This window comes from uncultured Friedmanniella sp. (genome assembly GCF_964244285.1).
Taxonomy (GTDB): Bacteria; Actinomycetota; Actinomycetes; order Propionibacteriales; family Propionibacteriaceae; genus Microlunatus.
In genome coordinates this window covers 38,011-52,655 of sequence record NZ_CAXTHT010000006.1, presented here as the reverse complement: position 1 = coordinate 52,655, position 14,645 = coordinate 38,011, and the positions used below count along the sequence as shown (strand labels likewise).

The following is a 14,645-nucleotide window of genomic DNA, read 5'->3' as shown; positions in this document are numbered from 1 at the left end:
GAGCATGCCCCCCGTCCTGAGACTGCCCGGGCTCCCGGCCGGCGTACGGCGGTTCGCCCGACCGGTCGAACGGGTGGGAAGGCTGACGGGGGCGCTCGCGACCCGGGCGGCCAACGAGGTGGCGGCCCCCGGCTTCGCCCGTCGGGCGGCTCGGCACGCGATGCTGCCCAACGGGGCGGTGGCGGTGTTCTTCGCCACCGGTCCGGAGAACCTCTACCAGTTCGAGCAGTGGCGACGGCCGCTGGAGGAGTTGGCCGGGCACCGCCCGGTGGTGGTCGTGACCGACCGCCCCGACACGGGCGCGGAGCTCATCCGGCAGAGCCGGCTCCCGGTCACCCTGGCACGGGGGAGTGCCGCCCTCGAGGAGCTGGTGGCCGAGCGGGACATCCGGCTGGTGCTCTACCTCAACCAGGTGGAGGCCAACTTCCGGATGCTGCGCTTCGCCGCGCCCGTGCACATCCAGCTCGGCCACGGCGAGAGCGACAAGGCCTCGAGCGTCTCCCACCAGCACGTCGCGTACGACCTGACGTTCGTCGGCGGACCAGCGGGCAGCGAGCGGCTGGGCGCCGCGCTGCGCGGGTTCGACCCGGCCACCCGGACCGTCCAGGTGGGCCGTCCGCAGCTCGACCACGACTACCCCGGGGCCCCGGACTGGCCCGTCGGCTCGGGGCGGCGCGTCTGGTACGCCCCGACCTGGGAGGGGGATCGGCCGAGCATCGCGTACGGCTCCCTGGCCAGCCACGGGGTGGCCCTGGTCGAGGCGCTCCTCGCCGACGCGTCGGTCCGGGTGGTCTACCGGCCGCACCCCCGGACGGGTACGGCGTCCCCGGCGCACGCGGCCGCGGACCGTCGGATCCGGGAGCTGCTGCGGGCCGACCGCGACCGGCACCTGGTGGACGAGGGCCCGTACGGCTGGCAGTGGGCCTTCGCGGACGCCTGCATCACCGACGTCTCGGCCGTCGCCTACGACTGGCTGGGTACGGGGAAACCGCTGGCGGTCACTCAGCCGGCACAAGAGGCGTACCGGCCGGTCTCACCGCTGCTGGAACGGCTGCCGCTGCTGGCCGCTGCCGACGCCTCGGACGTGCTGGCGCGGCTGGCCGTGTCCGACCCCGGGCTGGCCGAGCTGAGCCGGCACTACTTCGGTGAGACCGCCGACCGGGCCAGCACCGCGCGCTTCACCGCCGCGATCGAGCAGGCCTACGCGACGACCGGACACTGAGCCGGCTGGCCGAGCACGACGGGCTCCTAGAGCCCGCGGAGGAAGTCGGCGTCGTCATCGGGGGCGGTCGGCCGCTGGGTCCGAGCCCGGGTGCCGAGGGAGTCCGCGTTCGGCCGACCCAGGAACATCCAGCCGAGGGCGCCGATCAGCGGCAGACAGATGATGGCGGTGGCCCACAGCCAGCGGGGCATCCGGCGAACGGCGTACGGCGGGGCCTGCGCCACCTCGACCACGCAGTAGATCATCAACAGGACCACGATGATGATCGGCAGGTACCTCCCCATAAGGGAAGTATGCGTCGCGGCGCCGGAGGGGACAACGCCGCGGGCGCGCTGCCCGGCTGGGGCCGACCGCGCCGTTAGGCTGACCGGATGCCTGAACCACGTCCGACGGCGCCCGGCGGGCCGACGATCGCCGAGCTGCGCGACGTCACCCAGCCGCCGAGCGTGCGGACCCGGGCCGGCGCCGAGCACTGGGTCGCGTCGGCGTACCTGCGCGACATCTCGCCGTACCTGACCCGGGTGCTGCTCCGCGCCGGGTTCAGCGCCAACGGCGTGACCTGGCTGATGATCCTCAGCGCGGCCCTCGCCGCGGTGGCCACGGGCTGGTCGTCGGTGGTCGGCGCCGTGCTGGCGGTCCTGTTCGTCCAGCTGCAGATGCTGTTGGACTGCTCCGACGGCGAGGTGGCCCGCTGGCGGCGGACCTCGTCCCCGCTCGGGGTCTACCTGGATCGGATCGGCCACTACGTCGCCGAGTGCGGGATCGCGGTCGCGCTCGGCGTCCGGGCCACGGGTGGTCTGGCCCTGAGCGGGGTGTGGATCAGCGCCGGCCTGCTGCTCGGCTTGCTGGTGGCGCTGAACAAGGTCGAGAACGACCTGGTGCACGTTTCCCGGCACTACGCCGGGATGGCCCAGGTGCGCGACGCCGAGGCCGTGAAGGTGCCGACCCGCGGTGTGGTCCGGCGGGCGCGTCAGGTGGCCCGGTTCGTCCCGTTCCACCGCGTCTTCCACTCCGTCGAGCTGTCGCTGCTGGTGCTCGTGGCGGCGCTCGTGGACCTCGTCGCCGACGGTGCCGCCACCCGCGTCCTGCTGGCCGCCCTGGTCGCGGCCGCCCTGGTCACCGTGGTGGGCCACCTCGCCGCGGTGCTGACCTCCTCGCGGCTGCGATGAGCGGCGGCTCAGCGGAGGACCACCCGCGGTTCGGGGCAGTCGTGCTCACCATGGGGAACCGGCCCGACGACCTCGGCCTCGCGTTGGAGTCCCTGCTCGGCCAGACCGGGGTGGAGCTGGACGTCGTGGTGGTGGGCAACGGCTGGCTGCCCGTCGGCCTGCCGGCCGGCGTCCGGGCGCACGGGCTGCCGCTCAACCTCGGCATTCCCGCCGGTCGCAACGCCGGCGTCCCGCTGGTCAGTGGCGACCTGCTGTTCTTCCTCGACGACGACGCCCGGCTGCCGCACGACCGGGTGCTGGCCACGATGGCGGCCCAGTTCGCCGCCGACCCGAAGCTGGGGCTGGTGCAGCCGCGGGTCGTCGACCCCGACGGCCGGCCGGCGCCGCGGCGCTGGACCCCACGCGTGCTGGTCGGGGACCCGGGCCGGAGCAGCCCGGCCATGTCGGTGTGGGAGGGGGCGGTGGCGATGCGCCGGCAGGCCTTCGACTTCGCCAACGGCTGGCCCGAACGGTTCTGGTACGCCCACGAGGGCATCGAGCTCGCCTGGCGCGTCTGGGACGCGGGCTTCCACGTCCGTTACGACGGCGAGCTCGAGGTGCAGCACCCCGCCATCCAGCCCACCCGGCATGCGGAGTTCTACCGGTTCCAGGCCCGTAACCGGGTCTGGCTGGCCCGGCGCAACCTGCCGGTTCCCGTCGGCGTGGTCTACGTGCTCGTCTGGGCGGCCATCGGGGGGATCCGGCTGCGCACCCGGGAGGCGGTGGTCGAGACCCTCCGCGGGTACTGGCTGGGACTCAGCCGCGACGGCGGCCGGCGCCGACCGATGTCGTGGCGCACCGTCGGCCGGATGGCCCTGGCCGGCCACCCGCCGCTCATCTGACGAAGTCGTCAGCGGGTGAGCAGTAGCGTGACCCGGATGAACGCGCGGGAGTGGTCGAGCTGGGCGATCGGTCAGGTCGAGGCGGACGCCAACCGCAGTGCGGACACGCACCTGCACGTGTTTCCGCTGCCGCCGTCGTGGGGGGTCACCCTCTACCTCAAGGACGAGTCGGTGCACCCGACCGGCAGCCTCAAGCACCGGCTGGCGCGCTCGCTGATGCTCTACGGGCTGTGCAACAACTGGATCACCGAGGGCACGACGCTGGTCGAGGCGTCGTCCGGCTCGACGGCGGTCAGCGAGGCCTACTTCGCCCGGTTGCTCGGCCTGGACTTCGTCGCGGTGATGCCGGCGACCACGGTTCGGGAGAAGTGCGCGCTGATCGAGTTCTACGGGGGCCGCTGCCACCTGGTCGAGGACCCGGGCACGATCTACGCCGTGGCGGCTGCGCTGGCGGCGGAACGTGGCGGGCACTTCCTCGACCAGTTCACCTACGCCGAGCGTGCCACCGACTGGCGCGGCAACAACAACATCGCCGAGTCGATGTTCGCCCAGCTGTCCCGCGAGCCGCACCCCGTGCCGGCCTGGGTGGTGGTCGGTGCGGGCACCGGCGGCACCAGCGCGACCATCGGCCGCTACCTGCGGATGAAGCGGCTGGACGCCCGGCTCTGCGTGGTCGACCCGGAGGGCTCGGCGTTCTCAGCCGCCTGGCTGACCGGCGACCCGGACGCCACCGCCGTCGGCTCCCGGATCGAGGGCATCGGCCGGCCCCGGGTCGAGCCGAGCTTCGTGCCGCAGGTGGTGGACCGGATGATCGCGGTCCCGGACGCCGCCTCGGTCGCCGCCATGCGCTGGGCCACCGCGAAGCTGGACCGCTGGGTCGGCGGCTCCACCGGCACCAACCTGTGGGGTGCGCTGCAGCTGGTCGGTGAGCTCGTCGCCGCGGGCACCCCGGGCAGTGTGGTGACCCTGCTCTGCGACGACGGGCGCCGCTACGTCAACAGCTACTACGACGATGACTGGGTGGCCGCCCACGGCTGGGACCTCGCCCCCTACACCGCGGTCCTGGACGATTTCCTGCGCACCGGAGCCTTCGAACCCGAGTTGTCAGAACTGAGTTGTCCCCCAGGGCAACTGGGTTCTGACAAGTCGGCCTAGAGGCGGGACAGGACCAGGCCGAGGGCGAAGCCGAGGGCGGCCAGCAGCTCGGTGGTGCCGGTGTTCTTGAGCACGGCCACCAGCTCCGGGCCGACGGCGCCGCCCAGCACCCGTCGGCAGGCCGGGACGGCGACGGCCAGCCCCGCCAGGCCGAGCAGGGCCCAGACGCTGGTCAGCAGGCCCACCACCACGACCAGCGCCGCGGCCCCCGCGACGAGGCCGGCGTAGAACAGCCGGGTGTTCCGGTCGCCCAGCCGGGTGGCCAGCGTCCGCTTGCCCGTGGCCGCGTCACCACGGAGGTCGCGCAGGTTGTTGGCGACGAGCAGGGCGCAGGCCAGCGCACCCACCCAGGCTCCGGTGAGCACGGTCGCGGCCGAGACCCGGCCGACCTGGACGTAGGCCGTTCCCGACACCGCGACCAGGCCGAAGAAGACGAACACCGAGACCTCGCCCAGCCCGCGGTAGCCGTAGGGGCTGCGTCCACCGGTGTAGTACCACGCGGCCAGCACACAGGCCACGCCGACGGCGATCAGCCACCAGTGCCCCGTCAGCAGCACCAGCCCGAGGCCGGCCAGTCCGGCGAGCCCGAACGAGCCGAACGCGGCCCGCCTGACCGCGGCCGGACGCGCCAGCCCCGAGCCGACCAGCCGCACGGGCCCGACCCGGTTCGCGTCGGTGCCGCGGATGCCGTCGGAGTAGTCGTTGGCGTAGTTGACCCCGACCTGCAGGGCCAGGGCGACGACCAGGGCCAGCAGCGCGGCGACGGGGGCGAAGCGGTCGGCGAAGACGGCCAGCCCGGTCGCCGCGATGACCGGGGACGCGGCCGCGGGCAGGGTCCGGGGTCGCGACCCCGCCAGCCACTGGCCGGGTGTCGGGTGCGGTGCCAGCTCGGCGGTCACGCAGGCTCCTGGGTCGGGGGGTCGGACGGGATGAGGTCGGCGACGAGTCGTCGGCGGTCGATCTTCCCACTGCTGGTCCGCGGCAGCGGCCTGCGGCCGAGCAGGGCGCGCGGCGCGGCGTATGCGGGCAGCCGGTCGCGCAGGTGGGCGCGCAGCCGGCCCGACGCCTCCGGGTCGGGCTGGTCGCCCTCGAGCACCGCCACCACCGCCGTGCCCCACTCGACGTCCGGGACGCCGACCACGGCCACGTCGCCGACCCCGAGCTCGGGCCAGGAGCGGACCGCCCGTTCCACCTCGGTCAGGTCGACGTTCATCCCGCCGCTGACCACCACGTCGTCGAGCCGGCCGAGGACGGTCAGCCGACCGTCGGCCCACCGGCCGCGGTCGGCGGTGACCAGCCGACCGTTCCGGACGGCGTCCGCGGTCAGGTCCGGGCGTAGCCGGTAGCCGGAGAACAGCGACCCTCCGCCGATGCTGACCCGCCCGTCGACAGGGTCGAGAGCCACGTCCACCTTGGCCAACGGGACCCCGTCGTAGACGCAGCCGCCGCAGGTCTCGCTCATCCCGTAGGTGGTCACGACCGCGACGCCCGCCCGTGCGGCGGCGTCGGCGAGCGGCCCGGCGAGCGGACCGCCGCCGACCAGCACGGCGTCGAAGCTGGTGAGCGCGGGCAACAGGACCGGTTGCTCCAGCGCCCGGGCGAGCTGGGTCGGCACGATCGAGAGGTAGCGGCGGCTCCCGAGCCGATCGGTCACCTGGGCAAGGTCGGCGAGGTCGGAGCGGACGCGCGCTGCGGTGGTGCCGGCGACCTCCGCCCGGGCCAGGACCATCAGCCCGGCGACGTAGTGCGCCGGCAGCCCCAGCACCCAGTCGCCCGGGCCGCCGAGACGTTCGTGGGTGGCGGCGGTGGCGGTCCGGATCGCCCGGGCCGACAGCAGCACGCCCTTGGGGTGGCCGGTCGACCCGGAGGTCGAGACCACCACCGCCGCGTCGGCCTCGACGGGCTCCTCCGGCACCAGCATGGCCATGGCCTGCTCGCGTTCGAGGCCGGGCGGTGGCAACGGGGCGATCGGCGGACCGCCCGCGAGCGCCGCGGCCAGCGCCTCCGGAAGCTTGTCGGGCTCCACCAGGCGCAGCCGCCGGTCAGGGGCCGTCGGTTCCAGCACGCCAGAAGGTTAGCCGGGTGCGCGAGACTGGTCGGGTGAGCGCCCCCCGCACCTACGCGATCGCGATGCGCACCCGGTTCCGCGGCATCGACGAGCGGCAGGGGATGGTCTGGCGGGGTGCCGCCGGTTGGGCCGAGTGGAGCCCGTTCCTCGACTACGACGGACCGGAGCTGGTGCCGTGGTGGCGGGCCGCGGTCGAGGCGGCCGAGGTGGGCTGGCCGGAGCCGGTGCGGAGCCGCATCCCCGTCAACAGCACCGTCCCCGCCCTGCCCCCGGACCGGGCGCGCGCGCTGGCCGCCGCCGCCGGCTGCCGGACGGCCAAGGTGAAGGTGGCTGAGCGGGGCCAGACCCTGGCTGACGACCTGGCCCGCGCCGAGGCCGTCCGGGACGCGCTGGGCCCGGCGGGCCGTATCCGGGTCGACGCCAACGGCGGCTGGACGGTGGACGAGGCCGAGACGGCCGTCCGGCGGCTTGCCCGCTTCGGCCTGGAGTACGTGGAGCAGCCGTGCGCGTCGGTCGAGGAGCTGGCCGACCTGCGCCGCCGCCTGGCCCGTGCCGGCGTGAACGTGCTGATCGCCGCCGACGAGTCGATCCGCCGGGCTGAGGACCCGTACCGGGTCCGGGAGCTCGAGGCGGCCGACGTCGCCGTGCTGAAGGTGCAGCCGCTGGGCGGCGTCCGTGCCTGCCTCGAGATCGCCGAGCGAATCGGGCTGCCCGTGGTGGTCTCGAGCGCGCTGGAGACCTCGGTCGGTATCCGCGCGGGGGTGGCCCTGGCCGCCGCGTTGCCCGAGCTGCCGTACGCGTGCGGGCTGAACACGGTGCCGCTGCTCGCCGCCGACCTCGCCGTCACTCCGCTGGTGGCCCGGGACGGCGCGCTCGAGGTCACCGACCTGGCGCCGGCCGAGGAACGGCTGGCCGAGCACGGGGCGTCGCCGTCCGTCGACGCCCTCTGGCAGGCTCGGCTCGTGCGCACCCGCGAGCTGGCCGAGTCGACGAGAGCGGTCCGACGTGGCTGAGGCGACGCGCTGCGCCCGGGTGCTGGTCGAGGCGCTGCTGAGCGCCGGGGTACGGGACGTGGTGCTGGCTCCCGGTTCGCGAAGCGCCCCCCTGGCCTATGAGCTCTACGAGGCGGACCGGATCGGCCTGCTCACCCTGCACGTCCGGATCGACGAGCGCAGCGCGGGTTTCCTGGCCCTCGGGCTGGCCCGCGGCTCGGGCCTGGTCGTCCCGGTGGTCACGACCTCCGGCACCGCCGTGGCCAACCTGCACCCGGCCGTGCTGGAGGCCTGGCACGCGCACCTGCCGTTGGTGCTGGTCACGGCCGACCGTCCGCGCCAGCTGGCCCACACCGGGGCGAACCAGACCACCGACCAGGAGCACCTGTTCGGGCGGCACGTCCGGGCCTTCGCCGCGGTCACCGACGTGGGCGGTGACGTCGCAGGCTGGCGGTTCGAGACGTTGCGCCTGCTGACCGCGGCGACGGGGGCCCGCAGCCGGCTGCCCGGGCCGGTCCAGCTGAACGTGGCCTTCACCGAGCCGCTGGTGCCGGGCGAAGTCGCTCCCATCCCCGCCGGGCCCGACGTCCGGGTGGCCTCGGCCCGCGCTGCCGAGCCGACATCGTTGGCCGCCGGACCGCAGACCGTCGTGGTGGCCGGAGACCTGCCGCCGGCGCTCGGCCAGGCAGTGGCCGCACAGGCTGCGGCGGCCGGGGTCCCGCTGCTGGCGGAGCCGTCCAGCAACGCGCGCCGCGGGCCCGTGGCGCTGTCGACCTACCGGCTGCTGCTGGCCGCCGACCTGGCCGAGGAGATCGAACGCGTCGTCCTGTTCGGCCGGGCCACGCTCTCCCGGCCGGTGAACCGGCTGCTCGCCCGGACCGACATCGAGCTGGTCGTCGTCTCCCCGTACGCCGACTGGCCCGACCCCGGGCGGACGGCCGCGACGGTCGCCGACGGCGTCACCTTCGACGAGGGGGTGGGCGAGCCGGTGTGGCTCGCGGCCTGGCAACAGGCGGAGGCCCAGGCCCGCGAGCAGCTGGACGAGCTGCTGGCGTCCCAGCCCTACCTGACCGGACCGACGCTCGCCGGGGCGCTGTGGGCCGGGCTCGGCGGGGCCGACGCGCTGGTGGTCGGCTCGTCCAACCCGGTCCGCGACCTCGACCTGGCCGCCGTCTCGGCCGACCCGCCGGAGGTGTTCGCGAACCGCGGGCTGGCGGGCATCGACGGCCTGGTCTCCACCGCCGCCGGCGTCGCCCTGACCCGGGACCGCCCGACCCACGCCCTGCTCGGCGACCTGACGCTGCTGCACGACGCCGGCGGGCTGGTCATCGGGCCGCAGGAGCCGAGGCCGGACCTGCGGCTGGTGGTCGCCAACGACGACGGCGGCAGCATCTTCGCCACCCTCGAACAGGGTCAGCCGGCGCACCTGCGCGCGTTCGAGCGGGTCTTCGCCACCCCTCATGGTGCCGACCTGCAGGCGTTGGCGGCGGTCAGCCGGACCCGCTACCACCGCGTCGGCGACGCCGACGAGCTCACCGCGCTGCTGGCTGAGCCCCCTGTCGGGCTGGAGCTGGTCGAGGCCGTCATCGACCGAGCGCACCGGCGCACGCTCAGCCAGGCGATGGCCCAGATCGCCGCCACCCTCTGACCAGCTACCCCGAGCGCAGCCAGGATCGGAGGACCTGGGTGGCCGTCACGTCGTCCTCGTTGTATTCCAGCACCCGCGTCCGCGCCCGGTCGCGGACGGCCGGGTCGACGTGGTGGACGGCGTCGGCGAACCAGGCCTGGGAGTTGAGGCCGCCCGGGTCGTCGTCACGCCAACGGAAGCCCGCGTGCTGGGCGATCGGTTTGAGCCCCAGCCCGTTGACGCCGAAGAAGTGGGTCTTGACCACGTCGTAGAGGTCCACGAACTCCGCCTCGGCGTACGAGGCCGCCCAGGCCAGCAGCGGGTCGTCCGGCACCCGGTCGGCCAGCCCCCGGATCGCGGCCGGCTCGTAGGCGCTGTAGTGGTAGACCCGGACCGAGGGAGAGCCGTTCACCAGGTCGCGCAGCCAGCCGAAGGCGGACCGCGCCAGGTCGAGCTCGTCGGCTTCGTCGAGGTCGTCGAACGCGCTCACGTGCGTGTACGTCGGGGGTGCGGACCCGCGGCGGTCGTGCACCAGGAAGCCCCAGAGGTAGATCCGGCCGTCCGCGGCGCTCTCGATGTCGAGGTCCACCTCGACCTCGGCGCCAGGAAAGGTGATCTCGCCCGTGGTCTCGCGGTCGACGTCCACGTCGTCCCGGAGCATCCGCGCGCGGCGGTTCGCGACCCGCAGCCGCCCGTCGGCTCCGCCCCGGTGGGTGACGTGGGGCAGGTAGGCCGGCAGCAGCTCGGTCAGGTCGGCCGCGGCCAACGTCGAGACGGTGCCGACGCCCAGCCGGCGCAGCGCGAGCACCTCCCGGACGTCGAGCGCGCCCTTGCCGATGCGCAGGCTGACGTCGTCGTCGGCGATCCCGGGGCGGCAGCGCGACCACCAGGGGCAGCGGCCGCACTCATCGCCCACCACCGGTTGCACGAGGGGAGCCGGGTCGTCGGCGGCACCGCGCTGCCGGCGGGCCACGGCGGCGACGTCGAGGCGCAGCGCGTGCTCGTGGTCGTAGCGCTCGAGCACGCTGCGCAGCCGCCAGCCCTCCGGCGCGAGACGCGAGAACGTGCGGACCAGCGGTACCGACAGGTCGAACCACGCGAGCAGCGGGGCGGCCGGGCTGCCCGTGTCCGTCCCGATCACCGCGGCCAGCGGCTGGGCCGCCGCGAACCCGGCGGCCTGGAGCATCCGGGTGAAGTGCGCCAGCTGCAGCAGGTCGGCCTCGCGGGTGCGGAGCCGGAACGCCGCGCCCGGCAGCGGCTCCAGCGCGAGCGGACGGGGTGCGGTGAACGGGGACACGTGGACGGCCGGGGGCGGCGGCTCCTCGGGGGGCGCTCCGCGTCGACGGCTGGTCAGCAGCACCTTGTGGGCCTTGACCTCGACCGGGTGGTAGGTGGGCCGGCCTTCGGCGGAGTCGGCGCCGCGGACCAGGACGTCGGGCCGGCCTAGCCTCCCGCCGGCCTGGTCGGCGGGGAGCAGGCCGCCCACGATCACCTCGGCGCCCACGGTCATCGCCCGCAGGCACGAGGCGGCGGCGACGCCGGGCTCCTCGGCCAGCAACCGCAGGTCGACGACCAGCCCCGGCGCGGCCGCGATGAGCGCCTCGAGCAGCCGGGCCTCCACCTCGCGGGCGTGCTGGACGCGCTCGGGCAGCGGCGTGGGTCCCGACGTGCCCTCCACCGTCGGCAGCGTCGCGGTCGGGTCGTAGGCGTGATGGGTCTTGACCGGGCAGCTGCCGGCAGCCGTCGACCCCAGCAGCACCGGCTCCCGCGTCGTCGTCGCGGCCGGCTCGGCCGCGACCGCGCTCATGCTCGCGCCCGGTGCAGGGCTACGACGCCGCCGGTGAGGTTGCGCCACTCCGCCTGCTGCCAGCCCGCGTCGGTGATCAGGGCGGCGAGCGCGGCCTGATCGGGCCAGCTCAGGATCGACTCGGCCAGATACTCATAAGCGATCGGGTTGGACGCCACGGCGCGGGCGATCCGCGGCAGGGCGGCCACGAGGTAGTCGTGGTAGACCGTCCGGAAGGGACGCCAGGTCGGCGTGCTGAACTCGCAGACCACCAGCGTGCCGCCCGGCCGGGTGACCCGGCGCAGCTCGGTCAGCGCCGCCGCCGTGTCCTCGACGTTGCGCAGGCCGAAGGAGATGGTGACGGAGTCGAACGACCCGTCCGCGTACGGCAACGCGAGGGCGTCGCCGGCCACGAAGCTGAGCGTCGGCCGCCGCCGGTGCCCCACCTCGAGCATCCCGAGCGACAGGTCGGTGGCCACCACCAGGGCGCCGGCGCGGTCGAACGGCTCGCTGGAGGTTCCCGTCCCCGCGGCGAGGTCGAGGATGCGCTGCCCGGGACGGGCGTCGACGGCCCGGACGACCTGACGCCGCCAGCCCCGGTCCTGGCCGAGGGACAGGACGTCGTTGACCAGGTCGTAGCGCCCCGCCACGCGGTCGAACATCTCGGCCACGTCGGCCCTGCGCTTGTCGAGCGTCGCTCGCCGGTTCTGCACGTGCTTCTCTGCCACGTCGAAAAGCCTCCCACGAGCCACTGACAGTGACCGCGCACGAAGGCCACGGTGGATCAGCGGTGCCCGAAGAACATCCGCTGCTTGACCAGCTCCGCGACGGCCGCCGGGACCATCGGCTCCCAGCTCTGGTCCCCGCAGCCGATCCGGCGCAGCACGTCGCGGGAGAGGATCGGCAGGTACTGCGGCTTGTACTGGTCCAGGTGCACGAAGCTGCCGCGCTGCGCCAGGTAGTCGAAAAGGGGCTGGATGCCCGGACCGACCTCGAGGTCCTCCACGGTCACGACCTCACCTTCGGTCGATGACGGGTCCGGCGAGCGCAGCATCGGGTAGACGAAGAGCTTGAGGTCGTTCTTGAAGAGCCGGCCGAAGCTCTCCAGGATGCCGCCCTGGAGCTGGGCGTGGTTGGACTCGTCGAAGAGGTCGGCCAGGCTCGGCACGCCCATCACGATCCCGATCCGCTCGGTGGTCCGGGCGGCCAGGTAGGCGGCGAGCCGGCTGTACTCGAAGTAGTCGGAGATGAGCACCGTCATCCCACAGGCGGCGAGCAGGTCGGCGCGGGCCAGGAAGTCACGACGGTCGACGGCGCCGCCGCCGGCCAGCAGGTTGCGCATCGAGAGCTCCGCCAGGCACAGCACCGGCTTGCCGGCGACGGCCGGGTCCTGCACGAACTTCTCCCGCGCGCAGTCCAGCATGTCGATGTTCACCACGGTGGGTGGCCGGAAGCTGCCGCGCTCGACCAGGACGGCGTGCTTGCGCAGCACCTCACTCGGCTGCAGGACCTCACGGTCCGGGCCGAACATGGCTACCCCGGACAGGCCCAGCCGGACGAGCTCGAGGGCCATCAGCCGGTTGTCGACGTGGCGGAACTCGATCCCCTTGAACTGGATCATGTCGATCTCGATCCGCCCCGTCGACAGCCGGTCCAACAGGCTCTGGACGATCGCCTCGGGCTCCTGCCGCTCGAAGAACGCCGCGTGCAGCAGGTTCACCCCGACGACGCCGAGCGCCTCCTGCTGGAGCGCGGCGTCGGCGTCGAGCATCCGGACGTGGACGACGATCTGGTTCGGCTCGTCCATCGGGTGCGCCTGGAAGCGGACGCCCATCCAGCCGTGGCACTCGTTGCCGCCCGCGTAGCTGCGGGCGACGACGGTGTCGGCGAAGGCGAAGAAGCAGGTGTCGTCACCCCGGCTCTGCGACAGCCGCTCGACGTTGAGGTCGAGCTCGTGGTCCAGCATCGCCTGCAGCCGGCCGAGGGAGACGTAGCGCTGGGAGTGGCCGTACACCGCGTCCGAGACCGCCATGTCGTACGCGGACATCGACTTGGCGATCGTGCCGGCCGCCCCGCCGGCTCGGAAGAACCAGCGGGCGACCTCCTGGCCCGCTCCGATCTCGGCGACCGTCCCGTACCACCGGGGGTCGAGGTTGATCCTGAGGGCTTTCTGCAGCGTGTCCGCGGCGATCTCCATGCGCCCATCCTGGCGGCATGCTCCCGGGTTGGGAACGAGGCCCCCGTAACGGTCCCGCGTCGCCCTCACGAGCCGAGCGGCGAGGGCTCAGAGGGTGGCGACCGTCTGGATGGTGTCGGCGGTGGGCTGCTGCGACCCGCTGGCCGGCTCGATGCTCAGAGCCACCTGGCTGGCTTGGGTGATGTCACCGTTGAACCAGGCATCGACACCCTTGCCCCCGCTGAGCAGGTTGTCCGGGATGGCCTGCTTCCCCCGCAGGGTCCAGAGCTGGTAGGTCTTGCCGGCGCCGGGATCGGGCAGCGACGTGCTGGTCAGGAACGCCTTGTTCAGGCTCTTCGAGGCCACGAACGAGGCCTGCGTCCCGTCCTTCAGCGTGAACTGGCGGATCTTGACGTCCGGTGCGTTGTAGACCTGGGTCTCCAGCGACGGCGCGGCAATCTGGTTCTGCTGCTTCTGGGTGAGGCTCACGGCCCAGCCACCCATCGCCAGCGCGACCACCATGGCGGCGGCGACGGCGAGGGAGAGAACCCGGTTGCGCCGCTGGGCACGACGGATCGCCAGCTCGTCCACGGGCATGGCCCGGTGGGGGGAGTAGACGACCGGGGCGACCTTGCCGACCGGCGCGGTCTCGACGGGTGCGTCCGGGGGTAGCACCCGGACGCCGCTGATGGCCGACATGATCGAGCCCTTGAGGGCGGGTGGTGGCGCGGCGATCGTGGCGAGCAGGGACAGCTCGGCGGCCGTCTCGCAGAACTCGACGACCTCCTGGCTGCAGGTCGGGCAGACGGCGAGGTGGGCCTCGAACTCGTCCAGTTCGGAGGAGTCCAACGCGTTCAGCACATAGGAGCCGGTCGCTCCGTGGATCTCGCTCATGCCTCTACCCCCAGGGCGTCCCGCAGCCCGATCAAACCGTCTCGTATTCGTGTCTTCACTGTGCCCAGAGGCAGCTTCAGCAGCGAAGCGACCTGGCTCTGGGTATAACCCCCGAAGTAGGCGAGGGTCAACGCCTCCCGCTGGATCGCGGTCAGCGAGGCCATTCCCTTGCGGACGCGTTCCACGTCCAGCTTCTGCTCCACGCCTTCCCAGACGTGGTCGACCTCGCGGTCCACCCCGACGACGGCGTACCGCTCGTCGCGGGCGACCTCGCTGGTCACCGACCGGACCCGGTCCACGGCCCGACGGTGGGCCATCGTCGTCATCCAGGCCATCGCGCTGCCCTTGGCGGCGTCGAAGCGGGCTGACTGGCGCCAGACCTCCACGTAGACCTCCTGGGTGACTTCGGCAGCGTGGTCGGGTGAGCGCAGGACCCGTAGCACCGTCCCGTAGATCCGGGCGGACGTGAGGTCGTAGAGCTCGGAGAACGCTTCCTCCTGTCCCCGTGCGGAGCGGGAGAGGAGTTCGACGAGGCGAGCGGCCTCGACCTCGCGACCGGTACCGCCCGCGACCGACCCGAGCCTGGAGGACTGGCCTCCGGACTCGGGCGGCTGCGTTGACGCGTTCATGGTGTCCTTCACCGACACGAGATGAGGTCTGGTCATCAGCACTGTC

14 protein-coding genes are annotated in these 14,645 nt (G+C 73.6%); 6 read left to right on the top strand and 8 right to left on the bottom strand.

The window, feature by feature from the left end; translation table 11 throughout:
* Nucleotides 1–4: 4 nt before the first annotated feature.
* On the top strand, nt 5–1,222 hold the full coding sequence (locus ACFE7W_RS14940; RefSeq protein ID WP_375425602.1) for a CDP-glycerol glycerophosphotransferase family protein: 1,218 nt from the start codon (nt 5–7) through the stop codon (nt 1,220–1,222).
* A 26-nt stretch (nt 1,223–1,248) separates the two neighbouring features.
* Here ACFE7W_RS14940 and ACFE7W_RS14935 read toward each other — a convergent pair whose 3' ends face one another.
* Complete coding sequence (locus ACFE7W_RS14935; RefSeq protein WP_375425601.1) at nt 1,249–1,506, bottom strand: PLDc N-terminal domain-containing protein; 258 nt, start codon at nt 1,504–1,506, stop codon at nt 1,249–1,251.
* Between the two features lie 87 nt (nt 1,507–1,593).
* Between ACFE7W_RS14935 and ACFE7W_RS14930 the strand changes: the two genes are divergently transcribed.
* Genes ACFE7W_RS14930 through ACFE7W_RS14920 form a run of 3 tightly spaced genes read left to right on the top strand, consistent with a single transcriptional unit; the run spans nt 1,594 to nt 4,427 of the window.
* Nucleotides 1,594–2,391: a CDP-alcohol phosphatidyltransferase family protein gene (locus ACFE7W_RS14930; protein ID WP_375425600.1), complete on the top strand. Its 798-nt coding sequence runs from the start codon at nt 1,594–1,596 to the stop codon at nt 2,389–2,391.
* A 50-nt stretch (nt 2,392–2,441) separates the two neighbouring features.
* Entirely contained in the window at nt 2,442–3,272 is an 831-nt protein-coding gene (locus tag ACFE7W_RS14925) for a glycosyltransferase family 2 protein (RefSeq protein WP_375425785.1), read from the top strand.
* Between the two features lie 36 nt (nt 3,273–3,308).
* The gene (locus tag ACFE7W_RS14920) at nt 3,309–4,427 is read left to right on the top strand and encodes a PLP-dependent cysteine synthase family protein (RefSeq protein WP_375425599.1); all 1,119 of its coding nucleotides are present in this window, start codon (nt 3,309–3,311) and stop codon (nt 4,425–4,427) included.
* On the opposite strand, the gene ACFE7W_RS14915 is transcribed toward ACFE7W_RS14920, so the two are convergent.
* Both ACFE7W_RS14915 and ACFE7W_RS14910 read right to left on the bottom strand, forming a co-directional pair.
* Nucleotides 4,424–5,326 (bottom strand): 1,4-dihydroxy-2-naphthoate polyprenyltransferase, encoded by a 903-nt coding sequence (locus tag ACFE7W_RS14915; RefSeq protein WP_375425598.1) that lies wholly within the window; start codon nt 5,324–5,326, stop codon nt 4,424–4,426. The genes ACFE7W_RS14920 and ACFE7W_RS14915 overlap by 4 nt on opposite strands.
* Complete coding sequence (locus tag ACFE7W_RS14910) at nt 5,323–6,492, bottom strand: AMP-binding protein (protein WP_375425597.1); 1,170 nt, start codon at nt 6,490–6,492, stop codon at nt 5,323–5,325. The genes ACFE7W_RS14915 and ACFE7W_RS14910 overlap by 4 nt, the downstream gene beginning before the upstream one ends.
* Nucleotides 6,493–6,557: 65 nt before the next feature.
* On the opposite strand from ACFE7W_RS14910, the gene ACFE7W_RS14905 reads away from it, so the two are divergent.
* Nucleotides 6,558–7,508, top strand: a complete 951-nt coding sequence (locus ACFE7W_RS14905; protein ID WP_375425784.1) for an o-succinylbenzoate synthase — start codon at nt 6,558–6,560, stop codon at nt 7,506–7,508.
* Nucleotides 7,501–9,135, top strand: a complete 1,635-nt coding sequence (menD, locus tag ACFE7W_RS14900; RefSeq protein ID WP_375425596.1) for a 2-succinyl-5-enolpyruvyl-6-hydroxy-3-cyclohexene-1-carboxylic-acid synthase — start codon at nt 7,501–7,503, stop codon at nt 9,133–9,135. The genes ACFE7W_RS14905 and menD overlap by 8 nt, the downstream gene beginning before the upstream one ends.
* Nucleotides 9,136–9,139: 4 nt before the next feature.
* Here the strand turns inward: menD and ACFE7W_RS14895 are convergent, their stop codons facing one another.
* The 5 genes from ACFE7W_RS14895 to sigK form a co-directional block, all read right to left on the bottom strand.
* On the bottom strand, nt 9,140–10,921 hold the full coding sequence (locus ACFE7W_RS14895; protein ID WP_375425595.1) for a TM0106 family RecB-like putative nuclease: 1,782 nt from the start codon (nt 10,919–10,921) through the stop codon (nt 9,140–9,142).
* Nucleotides 10,918–11,628, bottom strand: coding sequence for a demethylmenaquinone methyltransferase (locus tag ACFE7W_RS14890; protein ID WP_375425594.1), 711 nt, complete (start codon nt 11,626–11,628; stop codon nt 10,918–10,920). The genes ACFE7W_RS14895 and ACFE7W_RS14890 overlap by 4 nt, the downstream gene beginning before the upstream one ends.
* A 56-nt stretch (nt 11,629–11,684) precedes the next feature.
* Nucleotides 11,685–13,097 (bottom strand): hypothetical protein, encoded by a 1,413-nt coding sequence (locus tag ACFE7W_RS14885; protein WP_375425593.1) that lies wholly within the window; start codon nt 13,095–13,097, stop codon nt 11,685–11,687.
* An 87-nt stretch (nt 13,098–13,184) separates the two neighbouring features.
* Nucleotides 13,185–13,970, bottom strand: coding sequence for an anti-sigma factor domain-containing protein (locus ACFE7W_RS14880; RefSeq protein WP_375425592.1), 786 nt, complete (start codon nt 13,968–13,970; stop codon nt 13,185–13,187).
* A complete protein-coding gene (sigK, locus tag ACFE7W_RS14875) occupies nt 13,967–14,635 on the bottom strand; it encodes an ECF RNA polymerase sigma factor SigK (protein ID WP_375425591.1) in 669 nt (222 codons plus the stop codon). Before sigK ends, ACFE7W_RS14880 begins: the two co-directional genes overlap by 4 nt.
* Nucleotides 14,636–14,645: the final 10 nt, after the last annotated feature.